The organism is Hafnia alvei (assembly GCF_900095695.1).
Taxonomy (GTDB): domain Bacteria; phylum Pseudomonadota; class Gammaproteobacteria; order Enterobacterales; family Enterobacteriaceae; genus Hafnia; species Hafnia alvei_B.
In genome coordinates this window covers 20751-42201 of the sequence record NZ_FMIQ01000029.1, presented here as the reverse complement: position 1 = coordinate 42201, position 21451 = coordinate 20751, and the positions used below count along the sequence as shown (strand labels likewise).

The following is a 21451-nucleotide window of genomic DNA, read 5'->3' as shown; positions in this document are numbered from 1 at the left end:
ACAAATATTAACGTTGAGAATACACAACCAGACAAAATAAAACGGGTCCTGAATAAACAGGACCCGTTTTAATTAAATGATTACCGGTTTAGCAACTTAGGATTACCCAAATTTGCAAACTCTGGTGGTCACTTAAAAGCAATATTACAGAGCTACAACGTTAGCTGCTGAAGGACCTTTCTGGCCATTTTCAACAGTGAACTCAACACGCTGGCCTTCGTCCAGAGTTTTGAATGCGGTGCTCTGGATTGCAGAGAAGTGAACGAAGATGTCTTTGCTGCCGTTGTCTGGAGTGATGAAGCCGAAACCTTTACCAGCGTCAAACCATTTTACTAAGCCAGTCATTTTATCAGACATGATATTTCCTAATATATTTAAAGTAGAGTCGCCGCTCTCGGGCGAAAAAGGTCTGTTCTATCAGAGGACGTACGGGAGCACTAAAGAAGGAAATTCATGAGCGAAGTGATACACATCGCTAAACAAAGAACTGCTTTACTAAAATGTCTTTCATACTGGTTCTGCATTACAAACCGAGAGCATTAACGCATGTTTGGTAGTTTTACGCAAGCACTATCACAAGAATTTTCTCAAAAGAAAAAAAAGACAATAAAATCAACGAAACAAAACCACATTTTTCCTTGAAAAATAATCATACCCATAGAAATAATTTCTGGCGTGAGTATGTATCGAAAAAATAATTCGACCTGTACGCAAGATCGTTAACAATCACAATTAGCGGTTTATGATAAGCAAATATGCACGCGGGGATCTTCAACGTGCATTCATGGAGAACTTATTTTAAGAGCAAAAATGACTTTAATAATACGATTCAATCATCGCTATATTTTCTTGGTTAAGCATTTTCTTATCCGAACGCATTATGCCCAGAGATATATCAAACAAACACAGCATAAATGGAAGTTCGTAAAGTTCCTCAAGTAAATCCTGGTAATGGCTATCTCTAATAAATAGAGGTGCTAATAATCTATGATGCTCAATCGTATCTGAAATAAGAAAACACACTACCATCAACAATACAGTCCATAATGGAATACTTTGATGTTTTATTCTTTCGGCAATTTCTTTTCGTAATGCAGGTAATAATAGCATCAGCAATAAAGTGCCAATTAAAATGACGGAAATTATTCTAAAATAAATTTTAGGTGTCTCTGGGAAAAAATCCCTACCCCAGCTAATGCCTCGGCCAAACAGCACTACCCACCACACCGTAGCCCAGCACCAGAAGGCTTTTTGCCGTGGAGCAAGCGTTAAAGGTTTCATATAAAACCATGTAAAGAACGCTCCAAAAAGTAACCACGCTGATTGCACATCTTCAATAACCTGCACCACCACACCATGAGCTAGGGGAAGTTTAAACACAGCAAGGAAAGGAAATGTAACAGCAATGATAGCGAGAACTGCCGTAGCAGGTGAAAGTGTTTTATTTATATTCATAGGAATATTCATAGCATTTTAAGATCTATTTATTCTGCAGTCCTATCAATTTAACAATGCTTTGTCAGTGACATTTTTCAATTTGTGCTTAGGTGTAAATATTAACCTATAAACATTACCATTATTTATCGCAATATAAATTCAGCACAAATTGCTCATCTAAAATACATCGAATAAACAATTAGCTGTGCCAATACAGATGGTATTTTAGACATGGGAATAAAAATACGCACTTTATGTATAGAATATAATAAGTTTTTAAACGCAAAAAAATATAGGCATGTCAGCCTATTTTTCACTCTCGCCTTGGCACAAGGCCGCATCACCTAATGCAATTAATTCATCCAGTAAGCTGGTTAGCTGAACCATCTTTTCCGTTGAAAAAGCCCGTTCAATCGCCTGATATCCCTCTTCAACCTGCGAGCGTGCTTTCTCATAAAGGTTTTTACCTTCAGGAGTGAGTGAAACATACAGCTTACGCTGATCGCTTATCGGCTTTAAACGCAGGATAAGACCATCTCTTTCCATGCGCGTCAAAATACCGGTCAAGCTCGGACGCACAATGCAGGTTTTGCAAGAAAGCTCATGAAAATCAATGGAATTATCAACGGCTAATACTCGAATAATGCGCCATTGCTGCTCCGTGAGGTTATGGCTTTTCAAAATGGGGCGGAAAAAACCCATCGCGGTTTCCCGCGCCTGTAGAAGGGCAATAGTCAAAGATTCATGCATAGATTCACACTCTTAAGAAAAGCCAACCAAGAATAAAGCTTGGTACATTTTAGGCATTCTACATGGACTTATCATGAGATCAAATTGAAACTCATTAATAACTAAATAATTATTTATTCAGAAAATATTTGTTTCAGTTAAGTTTCAAATAAACAAGCTTAAAAACACATATGAAACATAACAAAATGATTTAAAAGAAAATAATTTATTTAAATGTAAAAACATTGTTACTAAGATCACACTTCAGGCTGATTTTATTGCCTAAATGTTAAACAAGGATTAAAACATGATCATTAACATATTAATAAAAACCATTTCTCGTACCGATACGACCATTTTCAAAGGAGTCGTTCATGAAAGGCACCATCTTTGCCGTTGCGCTCAATCACCGTAGCCAGACAGAAGCTTGGCTTGATGCATTTCAGCAACCGCCTTATCAAACACCGCCCAAAACCCCAGTTTGGTTTATCAAACCTCGCAATACCGTTATCCACGGCGGCGATACAATTCCTGTTCCTCAGGGTGAAAGGGTACAAAGCGGAGCCACTATTGCGCTGATCGTTGGAAAAACCGCCCGAAAAGTCTCCACCACCGATGCCGCAGATTACATTGCGGGCTATGCGCTGGCTAACGATGTGAGTTTGCCGGAAGAGTCCTTTTATCGCCCAGCCATCAAAGCCAAATGCCGCGACGGCTTCTGCCCGTTAGGCGAATTAGCCCCGCTAGCCCATGTCGATGCTGTAGATATCATCACCGAAATCAATGGGAAAGAAGCCAACCGCTGGACAACCAAAGACCTGAACCGCAGTGCCGCAGAGCTCCTCAGTGCCCTGAGCGACTTCGCCACTCTACAACCGGGGGATGTCATTTTATTAGGAACTCCCCAGCAACGCGTTGATATCCAGCCTGGCGACAGCATCACCATTAAAGCGGCAGGCCTGCCAACACTTGAAAACAGCGTACGCCTACAGCTCAAAAGGACGGGAGAAACCGTATGAAACACGCTCGCATTCGCCATCAAGGGCAAGATTTTAACGTCACTATCGACGAGCAGCACCGTGCCTGTTTGCCTAACGGCAGCAAAATTTTGACTGATGACGTGCAATGGTTGCCCCCCGTTGAAGGCACGCTATTCGCGTTAGGCCTGAACTATGCCGATCACGCCGCCGAGCTGGCCTTTAAAGCCCCAGAAGAGCCCCTTATTTTTATCAAGGCACCGAACTCTTTAACCGGCCACCAGCAAATATCGGTTCGCCCCGATAACATTGAGTACATGCACTACGAAGCCGAACTTGTGGTAGTCATTGGCAAGCCTACATTTCAGGTCACGCCGGATGAAGCCATGGACTACGTTGGCGGTTATACCGTGTGTAACGATTACGCTATTCGTGATTATTTAGAAAATTACTACCGCCCTAACCTGCGCGTAAAAAGCCGCGACACGCTAACGCCGATCGGCCCTTGGATCGTTGATAAAACAGACATTCCCGACCCACATAATTTAACGCTCAGCACCTATGTAAACGGTGAGCTACGCCAGCGCGGTACCACCGCTGACCTTGTTTTCGATATCCCATTCCTAATCGCTTATTTAAGTGAATTTATGACGTTACAACCGGGCGACATGATCGCTACCGGCACGCCAAAAGGTCTGTCAGATGTGGTGCCGGGCGATGAAGTTATCGTTGAGGTTGAAGGCGTTGGACGCCTGATGAACCGCATTATTAGCCAAGCCGAATATGAGGAAAGCCTGCGATGAAAAAAATAAATCATTGGATCAACGGTAAAAACGTTGCCAGCAAACAGTATTTTGAAACCACTAATCCGGCTAATGGCGAAGTATTAGCGGAAGTCGCCTCTGGCAGCGAAGACGAAATCAATCTTGCCGTGGCTGCCGCGAAAGAGGCATTCCCTAAATGGGCCAATCTGCCGATGAAAGAACGTGCGCGTTTAATGCGTCGTTTAGGTGAGTTGATTGACGAAAATGTCCCAGAAATTGCGGCAATGGAAACAGCGGATACCGGTCTGCCAATTCATCAAACGAAAAATGTGCTGATCCCGCGTGCTTCGCATAACTTTGAGTTTTTCTCTGAAATTTGTCAGCAGATGAACGGCAAAACCTATCCCGTCGACGACAAAATGCTCAATTACACCCTCGTACAACCCGTCGGTGTTTGCGCGCTCGTTTCGCCGTGGAACGTCCCGTTTATGACCGCAACATGGAAAGTCGCGCCCTGCTTAGCACTTGGCAATACTGCGGTGTTGAAAATGTCCGAGCTTTCCCCCCTGACCGCCGATCGCCTAGGCGAATTAGCGCTTGAGGCTGGAATTCCTGCGGGCGTGCTAAACGTGGTTCAAGGGTATGGCGCTACGGCGGGCGATGCGTTGGTTCGCCATCACGACGTACGCGCAATCTCTTTCACCGGCGGTACCGCGACCGGTCGCAACATCATGAAAAATGCGGGCTTGAAGAAATACTCTATGGAGCTCGGCGGCAAATCACCGGTGCTGATTTTTGAAGATGCCGATATCGAACGCGCCTTGGATGCGGCTTTATTCACCATCTTCTCCATTAACGGCGAACGCTGCACCGCGGGCTCACGCATTTTCATTCAGCAAAGCATCTATCCCGAATTTATTAAACGTTTTGCCGAACGCGCTAACCGCCTACGCGTTGGCGATCCACAAGATCCCAATACTCAGGTTGGCGCGCTCATCAGCCGCCAGCATTGGGAAAAAGTCTCCGGCTATATCCGCTTAGGCATTGAAGAAGGCGCCACGCTGCTTGCCGGCGGCCCAGATAAGCCGAGCGATCTACCCGCCTCGCTTAAAAATGGCAATTTCTTACGCCCAACCGTACTGGCTGATGTCGATAACCGTATGCGCGTGGCACAGGAAGAAATATTTGGCCCCGTGGCCTGCCTGATGCCCTTCAAAGATGAAGCCGAAGGCCTGCGTTTGGCCAACGACGTGGAATACGGATTGGCCTCCTACATCTGGACACAGGACGTCAGCAAAGTGCTGCGACTGGCGCGCAGCATCGAAGCCGGCATGGTGTTTGTTAACACGCAGAACGTACGCGATCTGCGCCAACCGTTTGGCGGCGTCAAAGCCTCGGGTACCGGACGCGAAGGCGGGGAATACAGCTTTGAAGTCTTTGCTGAAATGAAGAACGTCTGTATCTCGATGGGCGATCACCCCATCCCTAAATGGGGCGTCTAGCACCAATTCCCCAGCGCTCACGCTGGGGCCTCCGCAATGTATTAAAACGAGAAGCGAGGAAATATGGGAAAGTTAGCCTTAGCGGCCAAAATCACGCATGTTCCATCCATGTATCTGTCTGAGTTACCGGGTAAAAATCACGGTTGTCGTCAAGCCGCCATTGATGGACATAAAGAGATTGGCAAGCGCTGTCGTGAAATGGGCGTAGACACCATTATCGTGTTCGACACCCACTGGCTCGTGAACAGCGCCTATCACATTAACTGCGCAGATCATTTTGCCGGCACTTATACCAGCCATGAACTGCCGCATTTCATTCGTGATATGGCCTATGAATACAACGGTAATCCCGAACTCGGGCAGCTTATCGCCAAAGAAGCCTGCGCGCTGGGCGTTCGCGCTCAGGCTCACAATATCCCTAGCCTATCGCTCGAATACGGCACGCTGGTTCCAATGCGTTATATGAACAGCGACCAACACTTCAAAGTGATCTCCATCTCAGCGTTTTGTACCGTTCACGCCTTTGAAGACAGCCGCAAGCTAGGTGAGGCCATTCTGAAAGCGATCGAACAATACGATGGCACCGTAGCGGTTCTCGCCAGCGGCTCACTTTCCCATCGTTTCATTGACGATCAGCGCGCCGAACAAGGCATGAACAGCTACACCCGTGAATTCGATCACCAAATGGATGAACGCGTGGTCAAGTTATGGCGTGAAGGAAAATTCAAAGAGTTCTGCGACATGCTGCCGGAATATGCCGACTACTGCTACGGCGAAGGCAACATGCACGACACCGTTATGCTGCTCGGCATGCTCGGTTGGGACAAATACGACGGCAAAGTGGAGTTTATTACCGATCTCTTTGCCAGTTCGGGAACCGGGCAGGTCAACGCCGTTTTCCCCCTGCCAGAACACGCTTGAGGCCACGCCATGCCACATTTCTACGCTGAATGCACCGACAACATCCGTGAACAGGCTGACCTCCCCGCGTTATTTGCCAAGGTTAACGCCGCGCTTGCCGCCACCGGTATTTTCCCTATCGGCGGGATCCGCAGCCGCGCCATCTGGCTAGACACATGGCAAATGGCAGACGGAAAGCACGACTATGCCTTCGTGCACATGACGCTAAAGATTGGCTCAGGACGCAGTTTAGAAAGCCGCCAGCAGGTCGGTGAAATGCTGTTTGAACTGATCAAAACGCACTTCGCCACGCTGATGGCAAGCCGCTATCTGGCGCTCTCTTTCGAAATTGAAGAGCTCCACCCGCAGCTTAATTACAAACAAAACAACGTGCATGCCCTGTTCAAGTCTTAGCGAAAAAATCGCCCTCTCGCATGCAACGAGAGGGAAAGCGTCAGCGGCCAACATCATAAAAATAACAAGGATCCATCATGACATCGCCTTTCACCACCCACGCATCGCGTGGGCTACTTCGCCATCAGGCTTACATTAATGGCCACTGGCAAAGCGCCACCGATGGCCGCACTTTTGCGGTCACCAATCCGGCAAACGGCGAGACCATTGCCGAAGTCAGCGATCTATCCGCGCATGAAACTGAAGCCGCCATTCGTGCAGCCGCCGACGCACTGCCAGCATGGCGCAAGCAAACGGCAAAACAACGCAGCCAAACGCTGCAACGCTGGTTTCAGTTGATTATGCAAAATCAGGCCGAACTGGCCGAATTACTCAGCTTAGAGCAGGGTAAGCCACAGTCCGAGGCGATGGGCGAAATTGCCTACGGTGCTAGCTTTATCGAATGGTTTGCCGAAGAGGGGAAACGCGTTTATGGCGAAACCATTCCTTCCCCCTTACCCGGTCGGCGCATCAGCACCATCAAGCAGCCCGTCGGCGTCGTTGCCGCTATTACGCCGTGGAATTTCCCCAACGCCATGATTACCCGCAAAGTTGCGCCAGCGCTGGCCGCTGGTTGCACCGTGGTATTAAAACCCGCGCCGGAAACGCCGCTCTCGGCGCTGGCCCTTGCCGCTCTGGCACACGAAGCAGGGATCCCTGCCGGTGTGTTTAACATCGTCACCGGCACCGATGCGGCGGCGATTGGCAACGTATTAACGCAAAGCTCAATCGTACGGAAGCTCTCATTTACCGGCTCCACGCGCATTGGAAAGCTGCTGATGCAGCAAAGCGCCGCCACGGTGAAAAAGCTCTCGCTAGAGCTCGGAGGCAACGCGCCGTTCATCGTTTTTGACGACGCAGATCTTGATGCGGCTGTCCAAGGCGCATTGGCTGCTAAATTTCGCAACAGCGGGCAAACCTGCGTGTGCGCCAACCGCATTCTAGTGCAAGACGGCATCTACGATGAATTTGCCCAGCGTTTAACCCGCGCCGTTAGCGAACTGCGCGTTGGCCCTGCGATTGAACCCGCTTCCCAACAAGGCCCTTTAATTAATCAAGCGGCGATTGAAAAGGTACAGGCACACATCAGCGACGCGGTTTCACTCGGTGCACACATTCTTACCGGCGGAGAAAAACACGCGCTGGGTGGGCTCTTTTTCCAGCCCACCGTCATGAGCCATGTCACTGAATCCATGCGCATTGCGCATGAAGAAACCTTCGGTCCGGTGGCTCCCCTCTTTCGTTTTCGTGACGAAGCCGAAGCCATTCGCTTGGCGAATCAAACTGAATCAGGCCTCACCGCCTACTTCTACTCACGCGATATTGGCCGTATTTATCGCGTGGCCGAAGCGCTAGAAAGCGGAATGGTTGGCATCAATGAAGGGCTGATTTCAAACGAAGTCGCGCCGTTTGGCGGGATTAAGCAATCGGGTTTGGGGCGTGAAGGTTCGCGCTACGGAATCGAAGATTATCTGGAAGTGAAATATCTCTGCTTTGGCGGAATTGAGAACAACTGAGGTGCCTATGACGGCAAATAACGCAATGTTAACGAAAGAAACAATAAGCCAGATCGCCCACCGCTTGCATCAGGCTGAGCAAAGCCGTGAGCAGATCCGCCAGATATCACTCGATCACCCGCAGATCACCATTGATGACGCCTACGCGATCCAGCGTCAGTGGGTCGATCTCAAAATCAACGCAGGCCGCGTACTCAAAGGCCACAAGATAGGTTTAACGTCAAAAGCCATGCAGGCCAGCTCGCAGATCAGCGAACCCGATTACGGCGCACTGCTTGATGACATGTTTTTTCAAGACGGAAGCGACATTCCCATCGATAAATTTATCGTGCCGCGCATTGAGGTCGAGCTGGCCTTCGTTCTGGCGAAGCCTTTACGTGGGCCAAACTGCACGCTGTTTGATGTGTATAACGCAACGGATTACGTGATCCCCGCGCTTGAGCTCATTGACGCCCGCTGCCACAACATCGACCCAGATAGCCAACGCCCACGCAAAGTGTTCGACACCATTTCGGATAACGCCGCCAACGCGGGCGTGATTTTAGGTGGTCGTCCCATCAAACCCGATGCATTAGATCTGCGCTGGATCAGCGCGCTGATGTATCGCAACGGCGTGATTGAAGAATCGGGCGTTGCTGCCGCCGTGCTCAATCATCCGGCCAACGGCGTCGCATGGTTAGCCAATAAGCTTGCCGCTCACGATGTGCAGCTAGAAGCCGGGCAAATCATTCTCGGTGGCTCATTTACCCGCCCTGTGCCTGCCCGACGCGGCGACACCTTCCACGTGGATTACGGCAACATGGGCTGCATTAGCTGCCGCTTTGTATAAGGAAAACCTCATGTCCTCGACCCTACATAACAGCTTTAAGCAGGCCCTCAAAGAAGGGCGCCCACAGATTGGCTTATGGCTTGGTCTGTGCAGCAGCTACAGCGCAGAACTTTTAGCCGGTGCCGGTTTTGACTGGCTACTGATCGACGGAGAGCACGCGCCTAATAACATACAAACCGTGCTTACCCAGCTACAGGCTATTGCACCTTATCCTAGCCAACCTGTGGTACGCCCTTCATGGAATGACGCGGTACAAATTAAACAGCTGCTCGACATTGGCGCACAAACCTTGCTGATCCCGATGATACAAAATGCCGACGAAGCGCTGGCTGCGGTACGCGCCACCCGCTATCCGCCGCAGGGGATCCGCGGCGTTGGCAGCGCGCTAGCGCGCGCATCACGTTGGAATCGTATTCCTGACTACCTACAGCAGGCGAATGAACAGATGTGCGTTTTGGTGCAAATCGAAACCCGTGAAGCCCTACGCAACCTGCCACATATTCTGGATATTGAAGGCATCGACGGCGTATTCATCGGCCCTGCCGATCTAAGCGCCGATATGGGATATGCGGGCAATCCTCAACACCCAGAGGTCAAAAGCGCGATTGAAAACGCGATTTTGCAGATTAAAGCCGCAGGCAAAGCGCCGGGGATCTTGATGGCGTCGCCAGAGGTTGCCGATCGCTATCTCCAGCTCGGCGCGTTGTTTGTTGCCGTTGGCGTTGATACCACCCTGCTAGCCCGCGCGGCTGAAAATCTGGCGGCACGTTTTGGCAAGAGCAACGAGCCACCGACCTCCGCTGGCGTTTACTGAGTTCATTCTGAGGGGAAAGGCAAATGAGCGATTCAACATCAGCGGTATCTAACGAGGCCGAGCCAGCCCATCGGCATAAAAACCTTACAGAACCGCAGCAGCGGGTTATCAACAAACTCTTCCGCCGTCTGATCGTATTTTTATTCGTACTGTTTGTATTTTCATTTCTCGATCGTATCAATATCGGTTTTGCCGGTTTAACGATGGGAAAAGATCTCGGCCTTAGCGCCACCATGTTTGGGCTAGCGACCACGCTGTTCTATGCCACCTATGTGATTTTCGGCATCCCCAGCAACATTATGCTGGGCATCGTCGGCGCACGTCGTTGGATCGCGACGATCATGGTGCTGTGGGGGCTGGCGTCAACGGCAACCATGTTCGCCACCGGGCCGCACAGTTTATATGTGCTGCGTATGATCGTCGGCATTACCGAAGCGGGCTTCCTGCCTGGCATCTTGGTTTACCTCACCTACTGGTTCCCCGCCTATTTCCGCGCCAGAGCCAATGCGCTGTTTATGATAGCTATGCCTGTGACCACCGCGCTCGGCTCGCTGGTTTCCGGCTATATTTTGTCACTCGACGGCATTCTGAGCCTCAAAGGCTGGCAATGGCTATTCCTGCTGGAGGGTTTCCCCTCGGTGCTATTAGGCATCATCGTTTGGTACTACCTTGACGATAAGCCGTCGAAAGCCAAATGGTTAACTCAGGAAGATAAAGACTGCCTGCAAGAGATGATGGACAGTGATAATTTGCAGCTGGTTCAGCCTGAAGGAGCGCTTAGCCACAATGCCCTACAGCGGCCAAGCATGTGGCGTGAAATTTTCACCCCGATCGTGCTGATGTACACGCTGGCCTACTTCTGTCTCACCAATACGCTGAGTGCCATTAGCATCTGGACTCCCCAGATCATGCAGAGTTTTAACCAATCGAGCAGCAATATCACGATTGGTTTACTCGCCGCTATTCCGCAGTTTTGCACCATCGCGGGAATGATTTGGTGGAGCAAACACTCCGACCGCATGCAGGAACGAAAACACCATACCGCGCTGCCGTTTTTGTTCGCCGCCGTCGGTTGGCTACTGGCTTCAGCCACCGATCACAACATGATCCAGCTATTGGGGATCATCATGGCCTCCACGGGCTCATTTAGTGCGATGGCGATTTTTTGGACAACGCCTGACCAGTCGATCAGCCTGCGAGCCAGAGCCGTTGGGATCGCGGTGATCAATGCCACTGGCAACATTGGCTCAGCGGTGAGCCCGCTGCTGATTGGCTGGCTTAAAGATCAAACCGGAAACTTCAACTCGGGACTCTACTTTGTCGCAGGGCTGCTGATTGTGGGCGCGATCATTATCTGGCTGATCCCGATGAAAGGCTCGCGACCACGGGCAACGCCATAAGATATCCCCCCTTCTAACCTCCCCTTTTCCGTTCTGAATAAGGGGAGAGGGGCTGACCGAGACACGTGATTAAAATAAGTCTCCGTAATACTCCCTCCCCTGCGAAGGGGAGGGTCGGGGTGGGGTTCTATAGGTCAGCATCACCGCCATTAAGGAATAGCCATGAGCCAAATAACCAACATCGACATCAGCAAAGACTACGACGAAACGCAGGGATCTGATGATGTGCATTACCAATCATTCGCCCGCATGGCAGCCTTCTTTGGGCGGGATATGAAGCCACACCGCCATGACAGTTTTTTCCAAATGCACTTTCTGAATACTGGCCAAATTGAGCTACAGCTCGACGACCACCGCTATTCGGTGCAGGCACCGCTGTTTGTTCTCACGCCGCCCTCGGTGCCACACGCATTTTTCACCGAGCCAGACAGCGACGGTCATGTGCTAACCGTTCGCCAAGAACTGATTTGGCCGCTGCTGGAGGTGCTCTATCCCGGCAAACGCGATGCTTTCGATCTGCCAGGTATTTGCCTATCACTGGCTGATAAACCTCAGGAATTAGCGGCGTTAGACCACTACTGGGCACTGATTGCCCGCGAGTCCACCAGCGAGCTGGGAGGACGCGAGCATACGCTAGTACTTTTGGCACAGGCGGTGTTCACCCTACTGTTACGCAATGTTCCGCTCGACGAACAATCCTCCAGCGGAATGCGCGGAGAAATGCGTGTTTTCCAGCGTCTTAATCAGCTTATCGACGAGAATTTCCGTCTACATTGGTCAGTGCCGGAATATGCCAATAAGCTCGGGATTACGGAGTCGAGGCTGACAGACATCTGCCGACGTTTCGCCAACCGCCCCCCTAAACGCTTAATTTTCGACCGCCAGCTACGTGAGGCCAAGCGCCTGCTGCTGTTTAGCGACAGCGCCGTAAGTGAAATTGCTTATCAGCTTGGATTCAAAGATCCCGCCTATTTTGCCCGTTTTTTTAATCGGTTAGTGGGCTGTTCACCCAGCGCCTACCGTGCCGAACAGATCGCCGTTTCACACTGATCCAGTACAAAATTCGTGCTGGATCACATTCTTCCAACAAACCGCCACTCTCGCCTGAAAAGTACCAGTGATTACCTCAAAAGTATCTTCCTGAAACCCTGTTTAAACGCTTCAATTAAGAAACAAAAACAAAACAATAAATTAACAAACAGCCAGTGAACGCCTTTCAGAAGGTCGTTCTTGGATTCTGACCCTACTGTGAGGTAAACATGAAACCTGAAGATTTCCGTGCCGACGCCAAACGCCCGTTAACCGGTGAAGAGTACCTAAAAAGCCTGCAAGATGGCCGTGAGATCTACATCTACGGCGAGCGAGTCAAAGATGTCACCACTCATCCGGCATTTCGCAACGCCGCGGCATCGGTAGGTCAACTGTATGACGCCCTACACAAGCCCGAGATGCAGGACAAACTGTGCTGGGGAACCGATACCGGCAGCGGCGGCTATACCCACAAATTCTTCCGCTTCGCGAAAAGCAGCGACGATCTACGCCAGCAGCGCGATGCTATCGCCGAATGGTCACGCTTGAGCTATGGCTGGATGGGACGGACACCCGATTACAAAGCCGCATTCGGCAGCGCATTAGGCGCAAATCCTGCATTTTATGGACAGTTCGAAGACAACGCCCGCCATTGGTACAAACGCATTCAGGAAACGGGGCTCTATTTCAACCATGCCATCGTCAACCCGCCTATCGATCGCCACAAACCCGCTGACGAAGTGAAAGACGTTTACATCAAACTCGAAAAAGAAACTGATGCTGGCATTATCGTTAGCGGTGCCAAAGTGGTAGCGACCAACTCGGCGCTCACTCACTACAACATGATCGGTTTTGGTTCTGCTCAGGTCATGGGCGAAAACCCAGATTTCGCGCTGATGTTTGTCGCACCTATGGACGCCGACGGCGTCAAACTCATTTCACGCGCCTCTTACGAAATGGTGGCAGGTGCCACCGGCTCCCCTTACGACTATCCGCTCTCCAGCCGCTTCGATGAAAATGACGCGATTCTGGTGATGGATAAGGTCCTGATCCCATGGGAAAACGTGCTTATCTATCGTGATTTCGACCGCTGTCGCCGCTGGACAATGGAGGGGGGATTTGCCCGCATGTATCCCCTTCAAGCCTGTGTGCGTTTGGCGGTTAAACTCGATTTCATCACCGCATTGTTGAAAAAAAGTCTGGAATGTACCGGAACCTCTGAGTTCCGTGGCGTACAGGCCGATCTCGGTGAAGTTGTCGCGTGGCGCAATATGTTTTGGGCGCTGAGCGATTCGATGTGTTCAGAAGCCACTCCGTGGGTGAACGGCGCTTATTTACCCGATCACGCCGCGCTACAAACCTACCGCGTCATGGCTCCAATGGCCTATGCCAAAATCAAAAACATTATCGAGCGCAACGTCACCAGCGGCCTGATTTATCTGCCGTCCAGCGCGCGCGATCTCAACAATCCAGAGATAGATAAATACCTCGCCCGCTATGTACGCGGCTCAAACGGTATGGATCACGTTGAGCGCATCAAGATTTTAAAACTGATGTGGGACGCCATCGGCAGTGAGTTCGGCGGTCGTCATGAGCTTTATGAAATCAACTACTCAGGCAGCCAAGATGAAATCCGTCTGCAATGTCTGCGTCAGGCACAAAGCTCCGGCAATATGGATCGCATGATGGCCATGGTTGATCGCTGTCTGTCGGAATATGACCAGCACGGTTGGACCGTTCCACACCTGCACAATAACAACGATATTAATATGTTAGACAAGCTGCTGAAATAATCAGTAGCGGGAGGCCAGTATGTCTTTAGAAAATGAACACCGTCTACGTTTTCGCGATGCCATGTCCAGTCTGTCGGCCGCGGTCAACATCGTAACCACCGATGGCCCTGCGGGTCGCTGTGGGATCACCGCCACCGCCGTCTGCTCAGTAACAGATACACCACCATCGCTGATGGTATGCATCAACAGTAACAGCGCGATGAACCCTGTGTTTCAGGAGAACGGAAAACTCTGCGTCAACGTGCTTAGCCATGAGCAAGAACTGATGGCGCGACATTTTGCGGGGATGACGGGCACCAGCATGGAAGAACGCTTTAGCTGGGATATCTGGACCAAAGGCATTCTCGGCCAACCGATGCTGCGCGGAACCCTAGCCAGTCTCGAAGGCGAAATTGAGCAGGTACAAACTATCGGTACACATCTGGTGTATTTGGTGCAGATCAAACAGATCACGCTGAGTGAAGCGGGTCATGGGCTGATTTACTTCAAGCGCCATTTTCATCCGGTGATGCTCGAGGCCGTCGCAGTATAAAATTGCCATAGGCTCGCTGTATATCAGGCCAAGCAACATCGCGTTTGCTTGGCCATTTTTATCCAGTTACTTAAGCGCTTTATTTACCCGCTTCGGCTTGGTCGACAGCCAACAAATAATCGCTCCGGCGGTGACTGCGCAAACACCTAACCAGAAAGTGGGCGGCAGCAAAGAAGATAAAATCAGCGACGCAAATAACGCCGAAAGGATAGGCGTAAAATAGGAAAGCGTGGCCAACAGATTAATATCCCCTCGAATCATACCGATATTCCACGCCGCATAGCCAAAGCCCATCGCAGCACCGGCCATGGCAATATAAAATGCGCTATGCAAAGAAATAGTAAAACTCTCAGCCCCGCCTAATAACCATTTAATCCACAAACAGACGGCGGTAAGTGCGAAGAACAGCGCCGCTGCATTTTGTCCGTTGGCGTATTTGTTGGTCACAACGCAATACACCGCCCACAGGATAGCGCCAACAAACGCCAAGACATAGCTAACCGGATGAGCAACGATATTCTCCGCCATGCCAGAAAGTGAGGCTAATGAACCGCCGCTTATTACCACCGTGACGCCTAATAACGACAGAAACACGCCCAACAATAAACTGATTTTTAACCGACCACCGCTACACAAAAAAGAGAGCAACACGGTAAAACTCGGCCATAAATAGTTAATGACTGAAACTTCAATCGACTGGGCTCGCGTGGTGGCATAACCCAACGCCAAAGAGAGGCAAACTTCATAGCTAGCAAACAAAGCCCCACCGGCCAACAAATAAACCGGCTTAAAAGCCCGCAGCTTGGGAGAACCCAGCAGAATAAAGAGAAATACAGAACCCGCAGTATAAATTAACGCGGCACCTGCCACTGGCCCAACACCTTCGCTAACGTTACGAATCAGGCCAACGATGGTGCTCCAAAGCAAGATGGCCAAGATGCCACAGGCATTTGCTTTTGTTCTGCTACTGCTATCCATGCTGCCTCGCAGTGAATAAAAGAGAAAAAAATTTGGCCCAAAAAGATAGCGCTGATTGGGCGGCTCAAGTTAAGCATTCTCACGTATTCAGATAGATAAATCCAACAACATCATCATGGATATTATCCAGATAGCCATAAACAGCGCTGCGCTGGCAAACATAAAATCAGATGATTTATCATCTAACTTCATTCTAAAAAAGTATTTAGCACAATATGTTAAATACAATAATTTGCGTTAGACCTAACCACGAACCACCGAAAAACAATATCCACATAGCTAATTAAATTTAAAACAACAGGCAAAATAGCCAGAATCATTAATTAACCTAAATTTATTCTTAATTCTAAAAATAATTACTCACCTAATCAAATGAGAATGATAATGAGTATCATTTGATCTAAATCTTTGCTAGCATCCTGTCCGCAACAAATGCAGTTAAATCCAACGAAAAAAATAAAATGGAGGCTCCGCATGGCATTAGCGGAAAACTTTTTGGCACAGTTCACCCTTTTGAACGGCAAGTTCAACAGGATGCTAAAACCATCTCTGGCACTATTACTCAGTTTCGGTATAGCCCAATACGCAAGTGCTGAACCACTCATTAACGAGCAGGGAAATACGGTTCAAAACGTCTCTACCGGTGGAATTTCATCGCTGGATCTTTCTATTTTCGGCATGTATCAGCAGGCTGATATTGTGGTGAAAAGCGTGATGATTGGATTAATCGTTATATCCGTTATCACATGGACCATCTTATTTGCCAAAAGCATTGCGCTGCTGCGCGCTAAACAGCAATTACGCCGCGAATATCGCTTACTGTTTCCATCTAATTCTTTATCCACGGCCTGTGAATTATCGCAGTCCTTCGCCGAGAACAGCATAAGCGCCGCCCTATTACGCGATGCTCAAGATGAAAAACAGCTTTCAACCCACGCAGCCGATCTTAACGGTATTAAAGACCGAACTAATTTCCGCCTCGATCGGCGCGTTGCGGCCTATGGTCGCCAGCTTGCCAAAGGCAACGGCTATCTCGCTACTATTGGTGCAGTGGCACCGTTTATCGGCTTATTCGGCACCGTTTGGGGCATCATGAATAGCTTTATTGGCATTGCACATTCGCAAACGACCAATCTGGCCGTCGTTGCGCCAGGCATCGCCGAAGCGCTACTGGCTACCGCCATGGGGCTGATTGCCGCGATCCCCGCCGTGGTGATTTACAACCTGTTCAGCCGCATGATTAACGAACATCGCGCACAGGTGGGAGACGCAGCCGCGCAAATTCTGTTGCTGCTGAGCCGCGATCTTGACCTCAACGCCCCCCAACAGCAGGTGGGATAGCGGTATGGCTCTGCACATTCATGATTATTCCGCTGGCGAATCCGCTGAAAGCCGTGAGCTTCACGACATCAACGTCACGCCTTTCATCGACGTTATGCTGGTCTTGCTGATTATCTTTATGGTCGCAGCCCCACTGGCTACCGTCGATATTCGCGTGAACTTACCGGCATCCTCGGCACAGCCGCAGCCACGCCCGGATAAGCCGGTCTATCTGACCATTAAAGCAGATAAACAGCTTTATCTCGGTGATGCGCTAACCACCCGCGATCGGCTCAGCGAGCAGCTCAGCGAGCAAACCAAAGCAGACAAAGACACCACCATTTTTCTGCAAGCAGACAAAGCGGTGGACTACGCCACGTTAATGGCGGTGATGGATACGCTGCGCACGGCGGGTTATCTCAAGGTGGGATTAGTCAGTATGGAATCGGTCGCGCCTTAACCTGCGTTGAGCTACCCCTACTCGTTATTAAACATTTTATGATATAGCGGCCAAACGGCCGCCTTTAGGCCAAAGACATGAGCACACTATTTAGCCTTAAGTCTCTGATTATATTAGCCACATTAGCACTCAGTGCATGCAGCCAACCAACATTGACTCGACCATCACGCGCATCCGCGCTAAACGATGTAAACACCTTGGGCACCATCATCGATTTGCACAACGGTGAAACCCTAACCAGCCAGGAGTTACTCACGCGTATCGCGCCGCAGCCACGGCTAATCGTCGGAGAAAAACACGATAACGCGCAGCATCACCTGATTGAAATGTGGTTGATCAAAAATCTCCCGCAGCAGCGCCCACAGGGCAGCGTACTGCTAGAAATGCTGACCATCGATCAACAGCCGCGCGTCGATCAGCTCAAAAAATGGTTAAAAGACGATCCGATGGTGCGCGAAGGCCGTATTCAGACATTGCTAAACTGGCAACAAGGCTGGCCGTGGGAGATGTATCACGGCGTAGTGATGCAAACCCTGCGTGCCCCCTACCCTCTGCTGGTGGCGAATCTCTCCCGCGAACAGGTGCAGTCTTTATACAAAAACCCACGGCTTCCCGCTGGAAAAATCTCCACCGCGCCACAGGTACAAAACGCGATTCGTGAAACCATCGTCACGATGCATGATGGGAAAATCGAACCGGCACAGTTAAAAGCGATGATCGCCATTCAACAGCAGCGCGATCGATTTATGGCGCAGCAGCTACTTGCAGCCCCTGCGCCGGCCATGCTGATCGCCGGTGGCTACCACGCGGCGAAAACCATGGGCGTTCCACTGCATATGCAAGATCTCGCTCCTTCATCGCGCCCGATCGTTTTAATGCTGGCTGAGACGGGTATGAATATTACCTTGGCGCAGGCCGATTACGTTTGGTACGTCCCTCAGCCAAAACCTGAGCTGTAAGTCAAAACACTATGGATATTCTCTATCACACACAGCCCAAATGGGGCCGCTGGTTTATCTTCGCGCTGGCGGTTCATGGCACATGTCTAGCGGCACTGGTTTGGCGTTCGTCTGACGCTAAACCGCCCTATGAGCCCCCTCCAGCGGTGATGCTGCAATGGGCTGAAACTATCCAAGCGCCTGCTTCACCCACGCCGTTGCCGATTGGCATTGCTCAACAGCAGTCAGCGGCGGCAGAGGAAAAACAACAGGTTAAGGATAAAGCGCAGCCAAAGATGGTGGTAGCCAAACAAGCCGTCATTGAGGTGGCGAAGCAGAAGAAGTCGGCTGACGGAGAGAAGAAAAAACCTCGCCCGATAAATAAGATTAAAGATCAAACCAGCGATGCCAGCCATGCCGCCATAGCCAGCAATGCAGCACCTCAGGCAAATACGCTATCGGCAAACATTGCGGCACCGTTCAACAGCGATGCCACCAAGCGTAATAGCGAGAAAGTATCGTGGGAAAGCTTGGTTAAGGGTCATCTAAACCGATACAAAAAGTATCCCCTTGATGCCCGTCGACGCGCCCGTACGGGCCTCGCCGTGGTGACGTTCACCGTGAATGCGGCAGGTTTCGTGCAGGGTAATCAGCTTTATACCTCATCCGGCACCATTTCGTTGGATCGCGAGGCGGTGGAGGTTTTAGAGCGCGCCCAACCGCTGCCAAAACCACCGACGGAAATATTAAACGGCGGGCTTTATAGCGTAAAAATGCCGATCAACTTTGATTTAGCAGAATTAAAACAGCAGTAAGTTAACCCAGCTTGTGCTGAAAAAATCTCACTTATCTTCATGCTGGAATTTTCTGGCAGGGCCAGCTATTCGCCCAAAGAACCAAAAGGACGCACCATGCGTGAATTGTGGCAAAAATTTTTGTTATTAATGACGCTCACGGCGATGTGCTCTTGGCACCTATCTGCCGCTGAATTATTTTCTCCTGAGCCATTGGCTGCCAAACTACAGCCGCCTCGGGCGCAGAAAATCCCCAAAACGCTCATCGAACATGGCGATCGGCGTATCGACAACTATTTTTGGCTACGTGATGAAAGCCGTGCCAATCCGAAAGTTTTGCGCTATTTGCAAGATGAAAACCACTACGCCAACGCGGCATTAAAACCGTATTCCGCGCAGTACCAAGCCTTATATCGCGAGATGGTTGAGCGCATGAGCCCTGAAGATCGCTCAGTGCCTTACCAACGTAACGGCTACCGCTATCAAGACGTCTATCTGCTCGGTAAAAACTTTGCCGTGGCTCAGCGCCAACCGCTGGCGGGCAGCACCGTGTGGCAAACGCTGATTGATGGAAATCTACGTGCAACAGGCCAAGCTTACTATCGCTTAGGCAGTCTGGCGATCAGCCAAGATAACCAGATGATGGCCGTTGCCGAAGACACCCAAGGCCGACGCCAATACCGTATTTCTCTACGGAATTTAAACAACGGACAGTGGCTTACCGAGGTTATCGAAAACACATCAGGCAATATGTTGTGGTCAAACGATGGACGCACCCTATTTTATGTCCGCAATCATCCACAAACGCTGGTGCCGTATCAGGTCTATCGCCACCGCATTGGCACACCGCGGGTACAAGACCAACTGGTTTATCAAGAAAATGACGGCGCGTTTTATCTTAGCCTGTCACGCACGGCATCTGACCGCTATTTACTGATAACCCTAAGCGCCAACACGTCGTCTGAAGTGCGTTTATTAGATGCTGACCAAGCGGATGCGCCGCCCGTATTATTTACCGCACGCCAGCCAAACGTTGAATATTATCTGGATCACTTCAACGGCACGTTTTATCTGCGCTCCAACCCTGAAAATGCCAATTTTGGTTTATACCAAACCAACGCTATTGGTCATTCATGGCAGCCTTTAGTTGCCCCACAGCCCAATAAAATGATCGAAGGTTTTACCTTATTCAAAGACTGGCTGGTGGTTGCTGAACGCAGTGATGGCCTGAGCCAGATACGCAAAATCAACTGGAAATCTCACGCTGAAGACACATTACCCTTCGACGATGCCAGCTATATGGCATGGTTAGGCTATAACCCTGAGCCGCAGTCCGATCGTTTACGCTACGGTTATTCGTCGATGACGACGCCAACCAGCACCTACGAATGGGATTTATCCAGCGGCAAACGCACGCTGCTTAAGCGTCAGGAAGTTAAAAACACGCAGCCACAGGACTATCACAGCGAACGAATTTGGATCACCGCACGCGACGGCGTGAAAGTACCGGTATCCTTGGTTTACAACAAAAAAATGTTCAAGGCCAAGCAAAGCCCGTTACTGGTTTATGGCTACGGCGCCTACGGTATGAGCATGGATCCCGCCTTCAGCGCCAATCGCCTTAGCCTACTGGATCGCGGTTTCGTCTTCGCCATGATCCACGTCCGCGGCGGCGGCGAGCTCGGTCAGCAATGGTATCAACAGGGAAAACTGGCGAATAAGCCCAACAGTTTCAATGACTTTATCGATGCAACACGCGGTTTGGTTGAACGCGGTTTTGGTCAGCCCGGTCGGATGTATGCCATGGGCGGCAGCGCCGGAGGGTTATTGGTTGGCGCGGTCATGAACCAACAGCCGGAGCTGTTTAACGCCATTGTTGCGCAGGTTCCTTTTGTCGACGTCGTCACCACCATGCTCGATGACACCCTCCCCCTCACGCTCGGTGAATATGACGAGTGGGGAAACCCACATCGGCTGGCAGATTATCAGCAAATGAAGGCCTACAGCCCCTACGACAATATAAAGCCTATGCGCTATCCCAACTTATTAGTGACCACCGGCCTAAACGATTCGCAGGTGCAATATTGGGAGCCGGCAAAATGGGTAGCCAAACTGCGAGAAAATCAATTAGGAACCGGAAAACTATTATTACTCACCGATATGCAGGCCGGACACGGCGGTAAATCAGGCCGGCTCAAACGAGTAGAAAATACTGCGCTGGAATATAACTTTATTCTGGCCGTAGATAATCAACGCTGAACCAACCGAGTAAAGAAAATAAAAAT

At 50.2% G+C, this 21451-nt stretch carries 19 protein-coding genes and 1 pseudogene; 16 read left to right on the top strand and 4 right to left on the bottom strand.

The genetic code is table 11. The annotated features are described in order from the left end of the window. Positions 1 to 144 precede the first annotated feature (144 nt). From cspE to hpaR, 3 genes are all read right to left on the bottom strand, one after another. Positions 145 to 357 (bottom strand): transcription antiterminator/RNA stability regulator CspE, encoded by a 213-nt coding sequence (gene cspE, locus BN1044_RS08515; RefSeq protein ID WP_004095506.1) that lies wholly within the window; start codon positions 355 to 357, stop codon positions 145 to 147. 459 nt (positions 358 to 816) lie between these two features. Further along, entirely contained in the window at positions 817 to 1455 is a 639-nt protein-coding gene (locus tag BN1044_RS08510; RefSeq protein ID WP_072308328.1) for a hypothetical protein, read from the bottom strand. Positions 1456 to 1743: 288 nt separating this feature from the next. Continuing rightward, entirely contained in the window at positions 1744 to 2187 is a 444-nt protein-coding gene (gene hpaR, locus BN1044_RS08505; protein ID WP_072308327.1) for a homoprotocatechuate degradation operon regulator HpaR, read from the bottom strand. Positions 2188 to 2540: 353 nt separating this feature from the next. Here hpaR and BN1044_RS24300 point away from each other — a divergent pair. The 11 genes and pseudogenes from BN1044_RS24300 to BN1044_RS08445 all read left to right on the top strand — a co-directional run bounded on the left by BN1044_RS24300 (position 2541) and on the right by BN1044_RS08445 (position 14676). Then, a pseudogene (locus tag BN1044_RS24300) lies at positions 2541 to 3946 on the top strand (fumarylacetoacetate hydrolase family protein). Next, positions 3943 to 5409: a 5-carboxymethyl-2-hydroxymuconate semialdehyde dehydrogenase gene (gene hpaE / locus BN1044_RS08490; protein ID WP_072308324.1), complete on the top strand. Its 1467-nt coding sequence runs from the start codon at positions 3943 to 3945 to the stop codon at positions 5407 to 5409. Before BN1044_RS24300 ends, hpaE begins: the two are co-directional and overlap by 4 nt. Before the next feature lie 63 nt (positions 5410 to 5472). After that, positions 5473 to 6330: a 3,4-dihydroxyphenylacetate 2,3-dioxygenase gene (gene hpaD / locus BN1044_RS08485; RefSeq protein WP_072308323.1), complete on the top strand. Its 858-nt coding sequence runs from the start codon at positions 5473 to 5475 to the stop codon at positions 6328 to 6330. Positions 6331 to 6339: 9 nt separating this feature from the next. After that, positions 6340 to 6723 carry a 5-carboxymethyl-2-hydroxymuconate Delta-isomerase gene (locus BN1044_RS08480; RefSeq protein WP_072308322.1) on the top strand — a complete coding sequence of 128 codons (384 nt, stop codon included), beginning with the start codon at positions 6340 to 6342 and terminating at the stop codon, positions 6721 to 6723. Positions 6724 to 6800: 77 nt separating this feature from the next. Next, positions 6801 to 8279: an NAD-dependent succinate-semialdehyde dehydrogenase gene (locus BN1044_RS08475; RefSeq protein ID WP_072308321.1), complete on the top strand. Its 1479-nt coding sequence runs from the start codon at positions 6801 to 6803 to the stop codon at positions 8277 to 8279. Positions 8280 to 8304: 25 nt separating this feature from the next. After that, entirely contained in the window at positions 8305 to 9108 is an 804-nt protein-coding gene (gene hpaH, locus BN1044_RS08470; protein WP_072308360.1) for a 2-oxo-hept-4-ene-1,7-dioate hydratase, read from the top strand. 10 nt (positions 9109 to 9118) lie between these two features. After that, positions 9119 to 9922: a 4-hydroxy-2-oxoheptanedioate aldolase gene (gene hpaI, locus BN1044_RS08465; RefSeq protein ID WP_072308320.1), complete on the top strand. Its 804-nt coding sequence runs from the start codon at positions 9119 to 9121 to the stop codon at positions 9920 to 9922. A 23-nt stretch (positions 9923 to 9945) separates the two neighbouring features. After that, the gene (gene hpaX, locus BN1044_RS08460; RefSeq protein ID WP_072308319.1) at positions 9946 to 11322 is read left to right on the top strand and encodes a 4-hydroxyphenylacetate permease; all 1377 of its coding nucleotides are present in this window, start codon (positions 9946 to 9948) and stop codon (positions 11320 to 11322) included. 162 nt (positions 11323 to 11484) lie between these two features. Then, positions 11485 to 12372 carry a 4-hydroxyphenylacetate catabolism regulatory protein HpaA gene (gene hpaA, locus BN1044_RS08455; RefSeq protein ID WP_046458316.1) on the top strand — a complete coding sequence of 296 codons (888 nt, stop codon included), beginning with the start codon at positions 11485 to 11487 and terminating at the stop codon, positions 12370 to 12372. A gap of 209 nt (positions 12373 to 12581) precedes the next feature. Then, positions 12582 to 14144, top strand: a complete 1563-nt coding sequence (gene hpaB / locus BN1044_RS08450) for a 4-hydroxyphenylacetate 3-monooxygenase, oxygenase component (protein WP_072308318.1) — start codon at positions 12582 to 12584, stop codon at positions 14142 to 14144. 19 nt (positions 14145 to 14163) lie between these two features. Next, positions 14164 to 14676, top strand: coding sequence for a 4-hydroxyphenylacetate 3-monooxygenase reductase subunit (locus tag BN1044_RS08445; protein ID WP_025800105.1), 513 nt, complete (start codon positions 14164 to 14166; stop codon positions 14674 to 14676). Positions 14677 to 14742: 66 nt separating this feature from the next. On the opposite strand, the gene yddG is transcribed toward BN1044_RS08445, so the two are convergent. Further along, positions 14743 to 15654, bottom strand: a complete 912-nt coding sequence (gene yddG, locus BN1044_RS08440) for an aromatic amino acid DMT transporter YddG (RefSeq protein ID WP_072308317.1) — start codon at positions 15652 to 15654, stop codon at positions 14743 to 14745. Positions 15655 to 16128: 474 nt separating this feature from the next. Here yddG and exbB point away from each other — a divergent pair, with 474 nt between their 5' ends. The 5 genes from exbB to BN1044_RS08415 all read left to right on the top strand — a co-directional run bounded on the left by exbB (position 16129) and on the right by BN1044_RS08415 (position 21425). Beyond that, positions 16129 to 16995 carry a tonB-system energizer ExbB gene (gene exbB / locus BN1044_RS08435; RefSeq protein ID WP_072308316.1) on the top strand — a complete coding sequence of 289 codons (867 nt, stop codon included), beginning with the start codon at positions 16129 to 16131 and terminating at the stop codon, positions 16993 to 16995. Between the two features lie 4 nt (positions 16996 to 16999). After that, the gene (gene exbD / locus BN1044_RS08430; RefSeq protein ID WP_072308315.1) at positions 17000 to 17434 is read left to right on the top strand and encodes a TonB system transport protein ExbD; all 435 of its coding nucleotides are present in this window, start codon (positions 17000 to 17002) and stop codon (positions 17432 to 17434) included. A gap of 77 nt (positions 17435 to 17511) precedes the next feature. Then, a complete protein-coding gene (locus BN1044_RS08425) occupies positions 17512 to 18393 on the top strand; it encodes a ChaN family lipoprotein (protein WP_072308314.1) in 882 nt (293 codons plus the stop codon). An 11-nt stretch (positions 18394 to 18404) separates the two neighbouring features. Then, the gene (locus tag BN1044_RS08420) at positions 18405 to 19187 is read left to right on the top strand and encodes a TonB family protein (protein ID WP_072308313.1); all 783 of its coding nucleotides are present in this window, start codon (positions 18405 to 18407) and stop codon (positions 19185 to 19187) included. 144 nt (positions 19188 to 19331) lie between these two features. Beyond that, positions 19332 to 21425: a S9 family peptidase gene (locus BN1044_RS08415; RefSeq protein WP_072308359.1), complete on the top strand. Its 2094-nt coding sequence runs from the start codon at positions 19332 to 19334 to the stop codon at positions 21423 to 21425. Positions 21426 to 21451 lie beyond the last annotated feature (26 nt).